A 15,187-nucleotide genomic window follows, 5' to 3' on the forward strand; every position below is an offset into this window, starting at 1 on the left:
CCGGTGCGGGCGGCGGTCTCACCGCTCCGCGCGCGGCGGAGCGGTGGTGGCGCGCGGGACGAGCCGCGTCGCGAGCCGGACGTGCGTGGCATCCAGCTCCTCGCCGTTCATGAGGGCGAGGACCATGGTCGCGGCGGCGGCGCCGAGTCGCTGCATGGGCTGGCGCACGGTCGACAGGGGCAGCGCTGCACGGGCGGCCTCGGGGACGTCGTCGAACCCGATGACCGACAGATCCTCCGGCACCGAGAGCCCCAGTTCGTGCGCGACGTCGATGATCGAAAGCGCGGAGAGGTCGTTGGCGGCGAAGATCGCCGTGGGCCGGTGGACGGAGGACAGCATCTGCACGGCGGCCTCGCGAGCGATGTCGCCGTGATATCGGCCGACGCCGACGAGATTCGGATCGAAGGGGATGCCGGCCTCGGACAGTGCCACCCGGTAGCCCGCGTCGCGCGCGGCGGACGAGCGCAGATCCGGACGCCCGGCGATGAAGCCGATGCGGCGGTGGCCGAGCTCGACGAGGTGGCGAACCGCCTGCTGCGCACCGGTGAAGCTGTCCGACTCGACGGTCGGGAGGTCGGCGCGGCCGGTGTGCGGATCGACCGCGACGATGGGCACGTCAGAGGTGACGTTCACGATCGTGGGCGTCACCATGATCGCGCCGTCGATGAGAGTTCCGCTGAGGCGACTGAGCGAGCGCCGCTCCCAACCCGTCCCCTCCTGGTGGGAGCCGCTGTACGCCAGCACGTCATGGCCGGAGTCGGCCAGAGCGCTGCCCACGCCCTTGAGCACCTCGGCGGAGAACGGCTCGAAATCGGCGACGAGCACACCGATCACCCCGGTGCGCCGCGAGCGCATGCTCGAGGCGACGAGGCTGGATTCGTAACCCAGCTCGTCGACCGCGGACAGCACGCGCGCCACCGTCTCCTCCGCGACGCCGTACCGGCCGTTCACGGCTTTCGAGACGGTCGCGACGGACACGCCGGCGGCTGCGGCGACGTCGTGAATCGTGACCCTTCGGACCATGACGCCTCAGCGTAGACCACCGGAAAAGGTTTTCGAAAACGTTTGACACCCTTTCGGGTGGTTGCCACACTGACACCGCTCGAACCCTTCGAGCCCCCGCACGACGCCACGTCGAGGCAGCGACGCCACGGATGCTCGTGCCCACAGCAGCACCTCGGGGTGCGACTCGATGAAGAGAAAAGGTGGATCACATGAGAACCAAGAAGTTGCTGGTCGGTGCTGCTGCGCTGGCCATGAGCGCCCTCGCGCTCGCCGGCTGTAGCGGCGGAGGAGATTCCGGCGACAGCGGCGGCGACGTCACGCTGACCTTCTGGCACAACTCGACCACGGGCGACGGCAAGCAGTACTGGGTCGACACGGCCGCCGCCTTCGAGAAGGCCAACCCCGGCGTCAAGATCGAGATCCAGTCGATCCAGAACGAGGAGATGGACGGCAAGCTCCAGACCGCCCTCAACTCCGGCGATGCGCCCGACATCTTCATGGCTCGCGGCGGCGGCAAGCTCGCCGATGTGGTCAAGGCGGGTCAGGCCATGGACCTCACCGACGGCCTCTCGCAGGCGACGAAGGACGCGATGGGCGGCGCGCTCTCCGCCTTCGCGATCGACGGCAAGAACTACGGCGTTCCGACCGCCGTCCTGCCCTCAGGCATCTACTACGCGTCCGACCTCTTCACCCAGGCCGGCGTGACCGAGACCCCCACCACCATCGACGAGCTCGAGGCGGCCAACGAGAAGCTGCGCGCGGCCGGGATCGACCCAATCGCCGTCGGCGCGAAGGATGCGTGGCCCGCCGCGCACTGGTATTACAACTTCGCCCTGCGCGCCTGCTCGAAGGACGCACTCGACAAGGCGGCCTCCGACCGCTCCTTCGACGACCCGTGCTGGCTGGAGGCGGGTGAGAACCTCGAGGCCTTCATCAAGACCAACCCCTTCAACGACGGCTTCCTCACGACGACGGCGCAGCAAGGCGCCGGCTCCTCGGCCGGCCTGCTCGCCAACCACCAGGCCGCGATGGAGCTCATGGGCGCCTGGGACCCGGGTGTGATCGCCTCGCTGACTCCCAACGAGGAGCCGCTCGCGGACCTCAAGTGGTTCCCCTTCCCCGAGGTCTCGGGCGGCAAGGGTGAGGCCGGCGCCATGATGGGCGGCGTCGACGGCTTCAGCTGCTGGGTCAACGCTCCCAAGCAGTGCGTCGACTTCCTGAACTTCATCGCTGAGAAGGAGAACCAGGAGGGCTACGCGAAGGCGTTCCAGACCCTTCCGGCGTCCACCGAAGCGCAGAGCGTCGTGACCGACCCCGCTCTGGTCGACATCCTCAAGAGCTACAACGACGCCCCCTACGTGGTCGTCTGGCTCGACACCCTGTACGGCCAGAACGTGGGCAACGCGCTCAACGTCGCCGTCGTCGATCTGTTCGCGGGCAAGGGCACGCCGCAGGGCATCGTCGACGCCGTCAACGCCGCGGCCGCGAAGTCCTGAGAGGTCGATGACGATGGCTTCCGTTCGCGAACACGCGAGTACCGTCGCTGACGCGGCGGACAGCCTTCCGCCGGTGGGCGGTGCCGCATCCGCGGCATCGTCCACCCGGCCCCGCCGCCGACGGGGCAGGTGGCGCCTGCGCGCCGAGCTGCTCCTGCTGCTCGGCCCCGCCCTGATCGTCTTCGTCTCGTTCGTGATCTTCCCGGTCGCGATGGCGGCGTTCTACGGCTTCTTCAGCTGGTCGGGCTACGGCGCCCCCACCGACTTCGTCGGCATCCGCAACTACGTCACGATCCTCACCGACCCGGCCTTCCACGAGGCCCTGGGGCACAACGGCTTCATCGTCGTGATGTCGCTCGTGATGCAGGGACCGCTCGCTCTGGGCCTCGCCCTGCTGCTCAACCGCAAGATGCGGTTCCAGTCCCTCATCCGCGTGCTCATCTTCGTGCCGTACGTCATCTCCGAGGTCGTCGTCGGCCTCGGATGGGGCCTGCTGCTGCAGTCGAACGGCGCACTGAACGGGCTGCTCGAGAAGATCGGCCTGGGCGCTCTCGCGAACGACTGGATCTCGAATCCCTCGCTCGCGATCTGGACCCTCATGGTCATCATCACGTGGAAGTACGTCGGCTTCGCCGTCATCCTCTTCCTCGCAGGCCTCCAGGGCATCCCGGAGGAGCTGTCGGAGGCGGCCGCGATCGACGGCGCGTCGTACTGGCAGATCCAGCGTCACATCGTGCTGCCGCTCATGGGACCGACGATCCGCATCTGGGCCTTCCTCTCGGTGATCGGATCGCTCCAGCTGTTCGATCTCGTGTGGATCGTGTGGGGGCAGTACGTCGCCTCGACGGCGGGCACCTCCACCATGGCCACCTACATGGTCGCCAACGGCCGCAACGCCGGAAGCTACGGCTACGGCAGCGCGGTCGCGGTCGTCATGTTCCTCATCTCGCTGGCGGTCGCACTGCTCTACCAGCGCTTCGTCCTGCGCCGCGACACCGCCGGCGCCATTACGGGAGGTGCCCGATGACCGCCACCGCAGCCGTCGTCACCCCGGGCCGGCGCACGCCGACCCGCCGACACTCGAGCGGGCTTCCCGGCCAGCGGAAGTCGTCCAACCTCGCCGTCTACTTCGTCGCCCTCGTCCTGGTCGCCCTGATGCTGGCGCCCGTCGCGTACATCATCTTCGGCGGGTTCCGCACGAACTCCGAGATCACCCTCGACCCGTCGGGCCTTCCGACGACGTGGAACTGGGAGAACTACGTCAACGTGCTGGCCAGCGGCGTCTTCTGGCGCCAGGTCGGAAACTCGCTCATCGCCGCCGTCGCCACGACGCTGTTCGTGGTCGTCCTCGGGCTCATGGCGGCCTTCGCCCTGGCGCGGTACAACTTCCGCGGACGCGGTGCGTTCTACGCGCTGTTCACCGCCGGACTCATGTTCCCGATGACCGTCGCGATCACACCGCTCTACATCCTGGTGCGCGACCTCGGGCTCATGAACTCGCTCGCGGGCGTCATCGTGCCCCAGATCGCCTTCGGCCTCCCGATGACGATCATCATCCTCGTCCCCTTCCTCGCTGCGATCCCCCATGAGCTCCAGGAGGCCGCATCCATCGACGGATGCTCGCGCCTCGGCTTCTTCTGGCGCATGGTGGTGCCGCTCGCGGTGCCCGGCATCATCACGGTCGGCATCCTCGTCTTCGTCCAGAGTTGGAACTCCTACATGCTGCCGCTGTTCATCCTCAACAACGAGGCGTCCTTCACACTGCCGCTGGGCACGCAGGCGTTCGCGTCGCAGTACTCCGTCGACACGGCCAAGGTGCTCGCGTTCACGTCGCTGTCGATGATCCCCGCGCTCGTGTTCTTCAGCCTCTTCGAGCGTCGGATCGTGGGCGGTCTGACCGGGGCGGTGAAGGGCTGATGTCGCTCGAACAGGATGCGGCCGTGTCCGCCTCAGCCCCCAGCTCCCGCGTCGTCGACCTGCTCGGGCAGATGACCCTCGAGGAGAAGCTCGCTCAGCTCGTCGGGTTCTGGATCGACCAGGGCGACGAGGTCGTGGCGCCGATGGCGGGCGAGATGGCCGGCTCCACGCGCTACGCGGATGCGTCGGTGCACGGCATCGGACACCTCACCCGCGTCTACGGCACACGCCCGGTCGATCCTGTGGAGCGCGCCCAGTGGCTGTGGTCCGAACAGCGCCGACTGCGGGAGCAGACGCGGCTCGGCATCCCCGCGATCGTGCACGAGGAGTGTCTCACGGGCCTGGCCGCGTGGAAGGCGGCGACCTTCCCGACCCCGCTCGCCTGGGGCGCGGCGTTCGACCCTGAGCTCGTGGCCGAGGTCGGGGAGGCGATCGGTGACTCGATGCGCGAACTCGGCATCCACCAGGGTCTGGCCCCCGTGCTCGACGTCATCCGCGACCCGCGCTGGGGACGCGTCGACGAGTGCATCGGCGAAGACCCCTACCTCGTGGGAACCGTCGGCACCGCATACGTGCGGGGCCTGCAGGGTGCGGGTGTGCACGCCACCCTCAAGCACTTCGTCGGCTACTCGGGGTCACAGGCGGGCCGTAACCACGCACCCGTGCACGCCGGCCGGCGCGAGCTGCAGGACGTGTTCCTGCCGCCGTTCGAGATGGCCGTGCGCGACGGTGGCGCCCGGAGCGTCATGAACTCCTACGCCGACATCGACGGCGTCCCGGTGGCCGCATCCGGCGAACTGCTGACGGGGCTGCTCCGCGAGGAGTGGGGCTTCGACGGCGTCGTCGTCTCGGACTACTTCTCCGTCGCGTTCCTCGAGACGATGCACAAGATCGCCGCGGACCGCGGTGAGGCCGCCGCGCTCGCGCTGGCGGCGGGCATCGATGTGGAGCTTCCCACGGGCGACGCGTATGCGGAGCCCCTCGCCCAGCGGGTCCGCGAGGGCGCGGTGCCGATCACGGACATCGACCGGGCGGTGCTGCGCGTGCTCACCCAGAAGGAGGAGCTCGGCCTGCTCGATGCCACCTTCGAGGAGCCGGCACCCGCATCCGTCGATCTCGACACTCCTCGCCACCGCGCGCTCGCACGCCGCCTGGCAGACGAGTCGATCGTGCTGCTCTCCAACGACGGCGTCCTGCCGCTCGCAGAGCCCGCGCGCATCGCGCTGATCGGACCGAACGCGGATGCGGCCTCGGCACTGATGGGCTGCTACTCCTTCGTCAACCACGTGCTCGCGCACCATCCGGGTGTGCCGATGGGGTTCGAGATCCCGTCGCTGCGTGAGGCCCTGACGGCGCGCTACCCCGATGCGTGGTTCGACGTCGCCGAGGGGTGCGCCGTCGAGGGCGACGACCGCTCCGGCTTCACGGCCGCGATCGATGCCGCCCAGGGCGCCGAGGTGGCGATCGTCGCGGTCGGCGACCGGGCCGGGCTCTTCGGCCGGGGAACGGTCGGCGAAGGCAACGATGTGGAGTCGCTCGAGCTGCCCGGCGTGCAGCGCGAGCTGGTCGAGCGCATCGTCGCCACGGGCACGCCCGTCGTGCTCGTGGTGCTGTCGGGCCGCCCGTACGCGATCGACTGGGCCCTCGAGGGCGAGACGGCACCCGCCGCGGTGCTGCAGTCATTCTTCCCCGGCGAGGAGGGTGCCACTGCCTTGGCGGCCATCCTCGCCGGGGATTCGGTGCCGTCGGGCCGGCTGCCCGTCTCGCTGCCGCGGTCGGCGGGGGCGCAGCCGTACAGCTACCTGCATCCGCTGTTGGGTGCGGCGAACGAGATCACGAGCGCCGACAGCACCCCGGTGCGTCCGTTCGGCTTCGGCCTGTCCTACACACGGTTCACGCACCGCGACCTCGTCGTGGATGCGGATGCGAGCACCGCGGGCGGGTTCACGGCGCGTGTGGTGGTCGACAACGTGGGTGACCGTCCCGGCGTCGATGTGGTGCAGCTCTACACGCACGACCCCGTCGCCTCGGTGACCCGCCCGGTCGCGCAACTCGTCGGTTACGCCCGCGTCGAACTCGCCGCCGGTGAGCGGGCCACGGTGGAGTTCGCCGTCCCCGCCGCGCGGCTGGCGTTCTCCGACCGCGGCTATCGCCGCGTGGTGGAGCCCGGCGCCCTGGAGGTCTGGGTCGGGCCGTCCTGCGACGAGCGCGAGACGGCCGCCGACACCGCTCTCGCGGGAGGGGTGCACGAGATCACGGCGCGCGACGAGCGACTCACCGTGGTGAGCGTCACCTCGTAGGCGCCGAGCGAGACGGGCCGGCGCGCGCTGGGGGACAGATCGCGCGCCGGCCTCTTCACGTCCTGCCGCGAGCCCGCCCCGGTCGTTGAGCGAGCGCAGCGAGACGAAACGCCGCGACCCGGCCCACACCCCGCATCCCGCCACACCTCTGCGCAACGGCCACAGAGAATCACTGGTGCATCCGCGGGAAAGTGGCGCATCTGCGCACCTGCAACGCGACTCGGGCAGGGAAAGCGGGGACCGTCCGGCGGGTACAGTTTCGCCGAGGGCGGGAGTATCGTCGGGCGCAACGAAAGGCGCCGACATGACTGATGAGCCCGCACCGTCCTTCGATATCGCCGACCTGCAGTCCAAGGCGCGCGACCACCTCTGGATGCACTTCGCCCGCCAGTCCACGATGGACGCGCCCGACGGGGTCCCCATCATCGTCCGCGGCGAGGGCCATCACATCTGGGATGCGGCAGGGCGCCGCTACATCGACGGACTCGCCGGGCTGTTCGTCGTCAACGCGGGGCACGGCCGACGCCGCCTGGCCCAGGCCGCAGCGCGCCAGGCCGAGCAGCTCGCCTTCTTCCCGATCTGGTCCTACGCGCATCCCGCCGCGATCGAGCTCGCCGACCGGCTGGCGCATCTCGCGCCGGGGGACCTCAACCACGTCTTCTTCTCCACAGGCGGCGGCGAGGCGGTCGAGACCGCGTTCAAGCTCGCAAAGAACTACTGGAAACTCGTCGGCAAGCCCGGCAAGCACAAGGTCATCTCCCGCGCCATCGCCTACCACGGCACCCCGCAGGGGGCGCTCGCGATCACGGGGCTTCCGGGCATGAAGCAGATGTTCGAGCCGCTCACGCCGGGCGGCTTCCGCGTGCCGAACACCAACTTCTACCGCGCCGCAGAGATGGGCTTCTCCGGAACCTCGGAAGAGGAGTTCGGGCGGTGGGCGGCGGATCGCATCGAGGAGATGATCCTGTTCGAGGGCCCCGACACCGTCGCCGCCGTCTTCCTCGAGCCGGTGCAGAACTCCGGCGGATGCTTCCCTCCCCCGCCCGGCTACTTCGCGAGGGTGCGGGAGATCTGCGACAGGCACGACGTTCTGCTGGTCAGCGACGAGGTCATCTGCGCCTTCGGACGCGTCGGGGAGTACTTCGCCGCCGACGCCTTCGGGTACCAGCCCGACATGATCACCTTCGCGAAGGCGGTCACGAGCGGCTACTCGCCGCTGGGCGGCACGATCGTCAGCGACCGCATCTACGAGCCGTTCGCGACCGGGACGACGAGCTTCGCGCACGGCTACACCTTCGCGGGGCATCCGGTCTCGGCGGCGGTCGCCCTCGAGAACCTCGACATCTTCGAGGAGGAGCAGCTCAACCTGCACGTTCGCGAGAACTCGCCGCTGTTCCGGGCCGCCCTCGAGCGGCTGACCGATCTGCCGATCGTGGGAGACGTCCGCGGCGCCGGGTACTTCTTCGGCATCGAACTCGTCAAGGACAAGGCGACGAAGGAGACCTTCGACGACGCCGAGTCCGAGCGTCTGCTTCGGGGGTTCCTCTCCAAGGCCCTGTACGACGCCGGGCTCTACTGCCGCGCTGACGACCGCGGCGACCCCGTCATCCAGCTCGCCCCGCCGCTCACGATCGGACCGGCGGAGTTCGACGAGATCGAGCAGATCCTGCGCGGCGTGCTCACCGAGGCCTGGCAGCGTCTCTGACACACTGTCGGGCACAGAGACGATTCGGGGGGGATCATGTCGCACTCCAGTGTCTTCGCCGCTCCGTTCGCGCGGTCGGCCGATCGTGACTTCATCGTGCGGTGCGTTCTCGGTCTCGCACCGTCCGGCGGCGCGGACATCGGCGAGGTCCTCGCCGCCGTCGATGATGTGAAGCCGAAGGATGCGGGCGCGTGGCGGGCGGCGTGGCAGACGCTCGGCGAGCGCGTGGCGGGACAGGCGGAGGAAGCAGCAGCCGACGGGCGTTCCGACACGGCGCGCTGGGCGTCGCTGCGCGCGGCGAACTACCTCGCGGTCGCGGTGGATGCCGCATCCGCCGCCGACGACACGGACCGGGCCGCCTCGCTGTTCGCCGCGCATCGCGCCGCATGGGAGGCGTTCGCCGCGGACGCGGGCGTACGGATGAGCCGGATCGACGTGCCGCTCGAGGACGCGACGATGCCCGGCTACCTCTTCCACGCGGATGCGGCGGGCCCCCGCCCGACGATCGTCTTCGTCAACGGCAGCGACGGCTCGATCAGCTCCCTGTGGGGCACCGGCGTCGCCGCAGCCCTGGCACGGGGCTTCCACGCGTACGTGTTCGACGGCCCCGGCCAGCAGTCGATGCTCTTCCAGCAGCACGTGCCGTTCCGCCCCGACTGGGAGAACGTGCTGGCCCCTGTCGTCGACGAGCTCGTGAGCCACCGCTACGTCGACGAGCGCCGCCTCGTCGTGTGGGGGATCAGCCAGGCGGGCTACTGGGTGCCGAGGGCGCTCTCCGGCGAGCACCGATTCGCCGCCGCCATCGTCGACCCCGGCGTCGTCGACGTGTCGACGTCGTGGACGGATCACCTGCCGGCATCGCTCGGCAAGCTCCTCGACGAGGGGAAGGATGCGCAGTTCGACCGCGACATGGCACTCGGGATGCGCTTCTCCCACGATCTGTCGGCGACGTGGACCTTCCGCGCCCGGCCGGTGGGTGTCGGCGGGTACGCCGCGGTCATCCGCCGCATGCGGGAATTCGCGTTGACGCCGGTGCAGGCCGCCCGCATCGACACACCGCTGCTGATCACCTCTCCCGAGGGGGAGCAGTTCTGGCCGGGTCAGTCGGAGAGGCTCGCCGCCCTGACGCGGAAAGTCTCGCACCTGGTGCGCTTCACCGCCGCCGAAGGAGCCGACAGCCACTGCGAGCCGTTGGCGAGGACCCTCGTGCACGAGCGTGTGCTGGACTGGGTCAGCGCGACGATCCCGGGTTGAGGGGCCCGTCCGTTCGCGGCAGCAACTCACCGTCCACGACGTCGATGCCGGGCACGCTGTCGAACAGGGCGCCGCCCTCGGGCGGCTCGGGTTGAGCGTTCTCGTCGCGGGGGCGCATGGGCCTCACCTCCTGCGGAAGACAAGCCTGCCGCATCCGAGAGAGGAGCCCGGGCGCTCTTGACAGCCCGCGCCCCGAACCGTAGAGCTTCTCAGCCGTGGTCGACGGGCTCGTCGGCCGGCTCCGGCACGATCGAGAGCCCGTGCGGACCGGATGCGGCGAGCATGAGGTCTTCGACCCAGGCGCGGTTGATCTTCGGCTGACGCGATCCGTAGAAGTGGAACTGCATCGGCACCGACGGGTGCACCCAGAAGCTGCGGCGGCCGCTGCCGTCGCCCACCTCGACATCGAACATGAACGGCTCGCCACGGCGCAGCTTGTTCATCACGACGATGCGCAGATGCGCGAGAGTCCTGTCCTCGATCTCGACGGCGTTCGAGGCGGTGTCGTAAATGAATCGGCCCACGGTACGAGCATAACCAGCACGGCCCGGATACCATCACCTGCCGTTCCGGGTGGGTCGGCATTAGGGTGTGCGCATGGGAACCATCTACTACGGCGGCGGGAGCACGCCGATCCACATCGAGGATCGTGCTCTCGCACATCTGAAGGTCGTCATCGCGACCAAGCTTCGCCGCGGTGAGAGTTTCACCCTGTCGTGGCGCCACCCCGACGACCAGCCGCGCGGCCGCAGCACGCTCTGGCTGCACCCGTCGATCCCGCTGCGCTTCGTGTTCGATGACCCGGAACCGGCCATGCTCAGTCGCGAGTGGGTCGAGGAGCTGGCGAACTCGGCCAACTCGTCCGGCGGCATCATGCTCGTCGCCGAGCATTTCGACTCCCACCCCGCTCCGACGGCCTCTTGACTCAGGCGGTCGGGGTGAGCGGCCCCCAGTGTCCCGGTGCGGGAAGGTCCGCGTAGCGCACGTCCACACCGCCCACTCCCCCGACGCTCGCCACGCACACGAGCAACGACAGCGTCGGGATGCCGAGGTGGCGATGATCGCGGATGAGCGCGCGGTCATCGGTCGCCTCGAGTCGCGCACTGCGCTCGATGACCTCGAGCCAGCTGCGCCACCACTGGTCGTCGGAGTCGTCTTCGGCCAGCGCGGCGAACTGCGGCAGCCAGTGGGTGATGCGCGCCGTGCGCGGATCGTCGAGATCGTCGTGGGCGATCATGTGCGTGCCGGGGCTCAGCACGCTCTCGCGCAGCGCCTCACCGTCCCACGAGATCACCCGAGCGCCGGCCGGTGAGACGTCGAGCAGGTTGAAGCCGCGCGTCGGCGGCGCTCCCTCGGGAACCCGACCCGCCACCGCCTCCAGCGGCAACACGCCGCGCGAGGTGACGGCGTCGTCCGCGAGGGGTGAGGTGTCGGCGCGGTTCAGCAGCACCGCCAGCCGGGATGCGGCAGGGTCCGCCGCGAGCCATGCACCCCCGGCTCGAACATCGTGCACACCGATGACGCCGGGGTAGGTGTCCGGCCACCAGGGGCCCAGCCGATTCCAGGGACGGTTCGGGTCCTCGTCGCGAATGGCCACGATCCGCGTGGGCTCGCTGGCATCCTCGGGCACGCGGACGATCACGGTGCACATCGGCGGGACGGTCTCCTTCGGGCGGCGGGGCCGGATGCGACAATCGAGACATGTTCGTCGTCGTCGCAGTCACGGGCGGCATCGCCGCATACAAGACGGTACATCTGGTGCGCGACCTGGTTCGCGCCGGCCACGAGGTTCACGTCGTCCCCACGGCCGATGCCCTCCGGTTCGTGGGCCTGCCGACCTGGGAGGCGCTCAGTCGCAACCCGGTCACCACCTCGGTGCACGACGACGTCGCGCGCGTGCGCCACGTCTCCCTGGGGCAGCAGGCGGATGTCGTCATCGTCGCCCCCGCCACGGCGAACACGATCGCCAAGATGGCGGCCGGCATCGCCGACGACCTGCTCGGCACGACGCTGCTCGCCACGACCGCACCGGTCGTCATCGCCCCGGCGATGCACACCGAGATGTGGCGCCACCCCGCCACGACCGCGAACATGGCGACCCTGCGCAGCCGCGGCGTGATCGTCGTCGGCCCCGACGACGGACTGCTCACCGGCGGCGACAGCGGGCCCGGCAGGATGAGCGAGCCGGCAGACATCCTGCGTGCGGCGCTCAGCGCCGTGTCCGCCCCCGACCTCGAAGGCCTGCGGGTGCTCGTGAGCGCCGGCGGCACGCGGGAGCCGCTCGACCCGGTGCGCTTCATCGGCAACCGTTCGAGCGGGAGGCAGGGCATCGCCCTCGCGCTCGCCGCCGCCGACCGCGGGGCCGAGGTCGATCTCGTCGCCGCCCATGTGGAGGCCGCGGTCCTCGCCTCGGCCGCATCCCACCCCCGTATCCGCATCACGCACGTGGGCACGACCGCCGAGCTGCAGGATGCGGTGGTGGCCGCCGCATCCGTCGCGGACGTCGTCGTGATGGCGGCCGCGGTGTCGGACTACCGTGTCAGCGAGGTCGCCGACACGAAGCTCACGAAGGAGGGCGGCGACGGCACGCTCACGCTGCGGCTCGTCGAGAACCCCGACGTGCTCGCGGGACTCGCCCGCACGCGCCGACCCGGCCAGACCATCGTCGGATTCGCCGCCGAAACGGCATCCGGCGACGAGCTCCGCGAGCGCGGGCGCCGCAAGCGCGAGCGCAAGGGCGCCGACCTGCTCGTCGTCAACCGTGTCGGCTGGAGCGAGGGGTTCGAGTCCGAGGAGAACTCCGCGCTACTGCTGGCGGAGGACGCCGAGACCGAGACCTCCGGCTCGAAGCGCGAGGTCGCCGACGCCGTGTGGGATGCGGTGCTCGGCCTGCGCTGATCAGGCCACCACGATCTCGTCGGTCGCCTCCTCGGGCAGAGTCGTCACGACCACGATCGACACGTCCTGCATCTTCCAGTCGATCTCGGCCACGGCGCGGCGCGCGTCGTCGAGCTCGCGCACCCGCACCTTCCGGCGCCGGGGCACGACATACGCCTCGACGTGGAAGACCTGGCCCATGTCGCGCATGCGCACCGCGGCCGCATCCACCCACGGCAGCTCCTCGAGACGCTGGACGATGCGGCCGATGAGCGGATGGGTGCCGCTGTCGTCCTCCGTTCGTGCCCGCTGATCGATCAGATCGAGGATGGCCGTGCGCGCGTTCTTGATGCCGTCCCAGACGATCCCGACCGAGATGAACAGCGCCGCGACGCCGTCGAGCCACCAGAGTCCGATTCCCACCCCGAGCACACCCACGATCGAGGCGACGGTCGTGGTCCAGTCGGCCTTGGCCATGTCGGCGTCCGCGTAGAGCACCTTGTTGTGCAGGACCGGCGCGAGCTTCGCCTTCGCATGACCGTAGAAGAACGGCCCCACCACGACGAGCGCCATGACGGCGACCATGAACCATCCGAGCCACACGGTCGCGCCGAACACGCGCACCGTCCCGATCGCCGGATGCTCGGCTTTCACGAGCCCGATGACCGATTCGATCGCGAGGCTGCCGCCGATCGCCAGCAGGGCGACGCCGGCGACGAGATGGCCGACGCCCATCACACGGTGCAGCCCGAACGGGAATGCGCGCGTGGGCCGGCGACGGATGAACAGGAGCGCGAGGAGGAAGGAGATCTGCGGGATGAGGGAGAGCATGTCCTCGATCCACGCGGTCTTCATCGCCTGAGATCCGCCCACGACGAGGGCGATCAGCACGATCGTGACCGTCGTGTATCCGATCGTGAACCACTCCCAGCGCACAGCGGAACGCAGCGCTTCCCGCTGCTGGTCAGGGAGGTCGGTGCGCCCGACCGAGTCGATCCGCATCAGCCGACCTCCTCGTCGAGGAAGCGTTCGATCGCCGCCTGGAGACCGTTCTCGCCCATCGGAAGCAGGATCACCACATCCGCTCCGTTCGACCCGGGCAGCTGCGGGTATGCGCGGGTGACCGAGACCTGCTCGGCCCACGGCGTCTGGGCGGTCATACCTCCCACAGCGACGTCGAGGCGGCCCGACGCCAGATCGTCGACGAGGTCCTCTTCGCTGTCGACCGTCCACTCGACGCGGGCGTCCCGCGCTGCGGCGAAGTCCTCGACCACGTCCGCGAGAACGCCCGACACCTCGCCTCCGTCCACGATCACCAGCTCGCCGCTCGGCGAAGCGCCGGCGCGGAGCACGCCGCCGGTGATGCGATCGAGAGATCCGTCCGGGTCGGCGGGGATGCCGCATCCGGTCAGCGCGAGAGCGAGTGTCGCCGCCACGGCGAGCGCCGATGCGATCCGCGGTCTCATGTTGCCTCCGTCCGCTTGCTCATCGCGGACGCTACCCGGACCTCCCGCCCGTCGCAGCGGCTTGACAGCGAGCGTCGCCTGCCGCATCCGCGGGCTCGGCGCAAGGCCCGGGGTGCGCCGCCGTGCGGGGCATAGCGTCGCTGACACCCCTCACGGAAGGACGACGCGATGACACGTTTCGGCTACACCCTCATGACCGAGCAGAGCGGGCCGCGCGAGCTCGTACGCTATGCCGCCGGCGCGGAGGAGGCGGGATTCGACTTCCTCGTCTCGAGCGACCACTTCTCACCGTGGCTGACGAGCCAGGGACACGCCCCGCACGCGTGGACCGTGCTGGGAGCCGTCGCGCAGGCGACGAACCGCGTCGAGCTGATGACGTACGTGACCTGTCCGACGATGCGCTACCACCCCACGATCGTCGCCCAGAAGGCCGCCACGCTGCAGCTCCTCTCCGAAGGACGCTTCACGCTGGGCCTCGGCTCCGGCGAGAACCTCAACGAGCACGTCGTCGGGGAAGGCTGGCCCGCCGTGCAGATGCGCCAGGACATGCTCGTCGAGGCCATCGAGATCATCCGGGCCCTGCACACGGGCGAACTCGTCACCTACGACGGCCAGTACTTCCGCGTCGACTCCGCCCGCATCTGGGACAACCCCGAGGGCGGCGTGCCCATCGGCGTCGCGGTGTCCGGCGACAGCTCCATCGAGAAGTTCGTAGACCTCGCCGAGCACCTCATCGCCGTCGAGCCGGATGCCGACCTCGTGCACGCATGGGACAGCAAGCAGCCGGCGGGCGGCTCGGAATCGGGCGAGTCGCGCAAGATCGGCCAGATCCCGATCAGCTGGGATCCGGACCGCGACGCGGCGATCGCCCGCGCGCACGACGAGTTCCGCTGGTTCGGCGGCGGCTGGGGCGTCAACGCCGACCTGCCCACGCCCGCAGGGTTCGCGGCCGCATCCCAGTTCGTGCGTCCGGAGGACGTCGCGGACTCGATCGCGTGCGGGCCGGACCTCGACGAGCTGGCCGAAAGCGTGCGACCGTTCCTGGATGCGGGCTTCACGGACGTCGCGGTCGTGCAGATCGGCGATGCGCAGCAGGAGCGTTTCGTCGCCGAGGTCGCCGCACCCCTGCTCGAGAAGCTCCGCGCCCTCTGACAGGGTCGGATGCGG

15 protein-coding genes are annotated in these 15,187 nt (G+C 69.8%); 9 read left to right on the forward strand and 6 right to left on the reverse strand.

Annotated features, from left to right (window positions below; genetic code table 11):
• Positions 1 to 18: 18 nt before the first annotated feature.
• The gene (locus tag PQV94_RS13985) at positions 19 to 1,023 is read right to left on the reverse strand and encodes a LacI family DNA-binding transcriptional regulator (RefSeq protein ID WP_274286379.1); all 1,005 of its coding nucleotides are present in this window, start codon (positions 1,021 to 1,023) and stop codon (positions 19 to 21) included.
• A gap of 191 nt (positions 1,024 to 1,214) precedes the next feature.
• Between PQV94_RS13985 and PQV94_RS13990 the strand changes: the two genes are divergently transcribed.
• The 6 genes from PQV94_RS13990 (at position 1,215) to PQV94_RS14015 (ending at position 9,677) form a co-directional block, all read left to right on the forward strand.
• The gene (locus tag PQV94_RS13990) at positions 1,215 to 2,501 is read left to right on the forward strand and encodes an extracellular solute-binding protein (protein WP_274286380.1); all 1,287 of its coding nucleotides are present in this window, start codon (positions 1,215 to 1,217) and stop codon (positions 2,499 to 2,501) included.
• 13 nt (positions 2,502 to 2,514) lie between these two features.
• A complete protein-coding gene (locus PQV94_RS13995; protein WP_274286381.1) occupies positions 2,515 to 3,528 on the forward strand; it encodes a carbohydrate ABC transporter permease in 1,014 nt (337 codons plus the stop codon).
• Positions 3,525 to 4,418, forward strand: a complete 894-nt coding sequence (locus PQV94_RS14000; RefSeq protein ID WP_234074447.1) for a carbohydrate ABC transporter permease — start codon at positions 3,525 to 3,527, stop codon at positions 4,416 to 4,418. Before PQV94_RS13995 ends, PQV94_RS14000 begins: the two co-directional genes overlap by 4 nt.
• Positions 4,418 to 6,718 carry a beta-glucosidase gene (locus tag PQV94_RS14005; protein ID WP_443192694.1) on the forward strand — a complete coding sequence of 767 codons (2,301 nt, stop codon included), beginning with the start codon at positions 4,418 to 4,420 and terminating at the stop codon, positions 6,716 to 6,718. Before PQV94_RS14000 ends, PQV94_RS14005 begins: the two co-directional genes overlap by 1 nt.
• Before the next feature lie 304 nt (positions 6,719 to 7,022).
• Positions 7,023 to 8,423: an aspartate aminotransferase family protein gene (locus PQV94_RS14010; RefSeq protein WP_274286382.1), complete on the forward strand. Its 1,401-nt coding sequence runs from the start codon at positions 7,023 to 7,025 to the stop codon at positions 8,421 to 8,423.
• A 36-nt stretch (positions 8,424 to 8,459) separates the two neighbouring features.
• Entirely contained in the window at positions 8,460 to 9,677 is a 1,218-nt protein-coding gene (locus PQV94_RS14015) for an alpha/beta hydrolase family protein (RefSeq protein ID WP_274286383.1), read from the forward strand.
• On the opposite strand, the gene PQV94_RS14020 is transcribed toward PQV94_RS14015, so the two are convergent.
• The gene (locus PQV94_RS14020) at positions 9,655 to 9,795 is read right to left on the reverse strand and encodes a hypothetical protein (protein ID WP_274286384.1); all 141 of its coding nucleotides are present in this window, start codon (positions 9,793 to 9,795) and stop codon (positions 9,655 to 9,657) included. The genes PQV94_RS14015 and PQV94_RS14020 overlap by 23 nt on opposite strands.
• 91 nt (positions 9,796 to 9,886) lie before the next feature.
• Positions 9,887 to 10,201: a DUF7882 family protein gene (locus PQV94_RS14025; RefSeq protein ID WP_137418129.1), complete on the reverse strand. Its 315-nt coding sequence runs from the start codon at positions 10,199 to 10,201 to the stop codon at positions 9,887 to 9,889.
• A 73-nt stretch (positions 10,202 to 10,274) separates the two neighbouring features.
• Here PQV94_RS14025 and PQV94_RS14030 point away from each other — a divergent pair, with 73 nt between their 5' ends.
• Positions 10,275 to 10,601, forward strand: coding sequence for a DUF7882 family protein (locus PQV94_RS14030; RefSeq protein ID WP_243231181.1), 327 nt, complete (start codon positions 10,275 to 10,277; stop codon positions 10,599 to 10,601).
• 1 nt (position 10,602) lies between these two features.
• Here PQV94_RS14030 and PQV94_RS14035 read toward each other — a convergent pair whose 3' ends face one another.
• Positions 10,603 to 11,328: an NRDE family protein gene (locus PQV94_RS14035; protein ID WP_274286385.1), complete on the reverse strand. Its 726-nt coding sequence runs from the start codon at positions 11,326 to 11,328 to the stop codon at positions 10,603 to 10,605.
• Positions 11,329 to 11,378: 50 nt separating this feature from the next.
• On the opposite strand from PQV94_RS14035, the gene coaBC reads away from it, so the two are divergent.
• Positions 11,379 to 12,575 (forward strand): bifunctional phosphopantothenoylcysteine decarboxylase/phosphopantothenate--cysteine ligase CoaBC, encoded by a 1,197-nt coding sequence (gene coaBC, locus PQV94_RS14040; RefSeq protein WP_274286386.1) that lies wholly within the window; start codon positions 11,379 to 11,381, stop codon positions 12,573 to 12,575.
• Here the strand turns inward: coaBC and PQV94_RS14045 are convergent, their stop codons facing one another.
• Both PQV94_RS14045 and PQV94_RS14050 read right to left on the reverse strand, forming a co-directional pair.
• Positions 12,576 to 13,556: a cation transporter gene (locus tag PQV94_RS14045; protein ID WP_274286387.1), complete on the reverse strand. Its 981-nt coding sequence runs from the start codon at positions 13,554 to 13,556 to the stop codon at positions 12,576 to 12,578. It abuts the gene before it with no gap.
• Complete coding sequence (locus PQV94_RS14050; RefSeq protein ID WP_274286388.1) at positions 13,556 to 14,020, reverse strand: transporter substrate-binding domain-containing protein; 465 nt, start codon at positions 14,018 to 14,020, stop codon at positions 13,556 to 13,558. Before PQV94_RS14050 ends, PQV94_RS14045 begins: the two co-directional genes overlap by 1 nt.
• 168 nt (positions 14,021 to 14,188) lie before the next feature.
• On the opposite strand from PQV94_RS14050, the gene PQV94_RS14055 reads away from it, so the two are divergent.
• Positions 14,189 to 15,172, forward strand: a complete 984-nt coding sequence (locus PQV94_RS14055) for an LLM class F420-dependent oxidoreductase (RefSeq protein ID WP_274286389.1) — start codon at positions 14,189 to 14,191, stop codon at positions 15,170 to 15,172.
• Positions 15,173 to 15,187: the final 15 nt, after the last annotated feature.

It is taken from the genome of Microbacterium sp. Clip185 (assembly GCF_028743715.1).
GTDB lineage: Bacteria > Actinomycetota > Actinomycetes > Actinomycetales > Microbacteriaceae > Microbacterium.

Coding starts and splice junctions, on each gene's coding strand:
- PQV94_RS13985 (WP_274286379.1), bottom strand. CDS start 1,023: ATGGTCCGAAGGGTCACGATTCACGACGTCGCCGCAGCCGCCGGCGTG.
- PQV94_RS13990 (WP_274286380.1), top strand. CDS start 1,215: ATGAGAACCAAGAAGTTGCTGGTCGGTGCTGCTGCGCTGGCCATGAGC.
- PQV94_RS13995 (WP_274286381.1), top strand. CDS start 2,515: ATGGCTTCCGTTCGCGAACACGCGAGTACCGTCGCTGACGCGGCGGAC.
- PQV94_RS14000 (WP_234074447.1), top strand. CDS start 3,525: ATGACCGCCACCGCAGCCGTCGTCACCCCGGGCCGGCGCACGCCGACC.
- PQV94_RS14005 (WP_443192694.1), top strand. CDS start 4,418: ATGTCGCTCGAACAGGATGCGGCCGTGTCCGCCTCAGCCCCCAGCTCC.
- PQV94_RS14010 (WP_274286382.1), top strand. CDS start 7,023: ATGACTGATGAGCCCGCACCGTCCTTCGATATCGCCGACCTGCAGTCC.
- PQV94_RS14015 (WP_274286383.1), top strand. CDS start 8,460: ATGTCGCACTCCAGTGTCTTCGCCGCTCCGTTCGCGCGGTCGGCCGAT.
- PQV94_RS14020 (WP_274286384.1), bottom strand. CDS start 9,795: ATGCGCCCCCGCGACGAGAACGCTCAACCCGAGCCGCCCGAGGGCGGC.
- PQV94_RS14030 (WP_243231181.1), top strand. CDS start 10,275: ATGGGAACCATCTACTACGGCGGCGGGAGCACGCCGATCCACATCGAG.
- PQV94_RS14035 (WP_274286385.1), bottom strand. CDS start 11,328: ATGTGCACCGTGATCGTCCGCGTGCCCGAGGATGCCAGCGAGCCCACG.
- coaBC (WP_274286386.1), top strand. CDS start 11,379: ATGTTCGTCGTCGTCGCAGTCACGGGCGGCATCGCCGCATACAAGACG.
- PQV94_RS14045 (WP_274286387.1), bottom strand. CDS start 13,556: ATGCGGATCGACTCGGTCGGGCGCACCGACCTCCCTGACCAGCAGCGG.
- PQV94_RS14050 (WP_274286388.1), bottom strand. CDS start 14,020: ATGAGACCGCGGATCGCATCGGCGCTCGCCGTGGCGGCGACACTCGCT.
- PQV94_RS14055 (WP_274286389.1), top strand. CDS start 14,189: ATGACACGTTTCGGCTACACCCTCATGACCGAGCAGAGCGGGCCGCGC.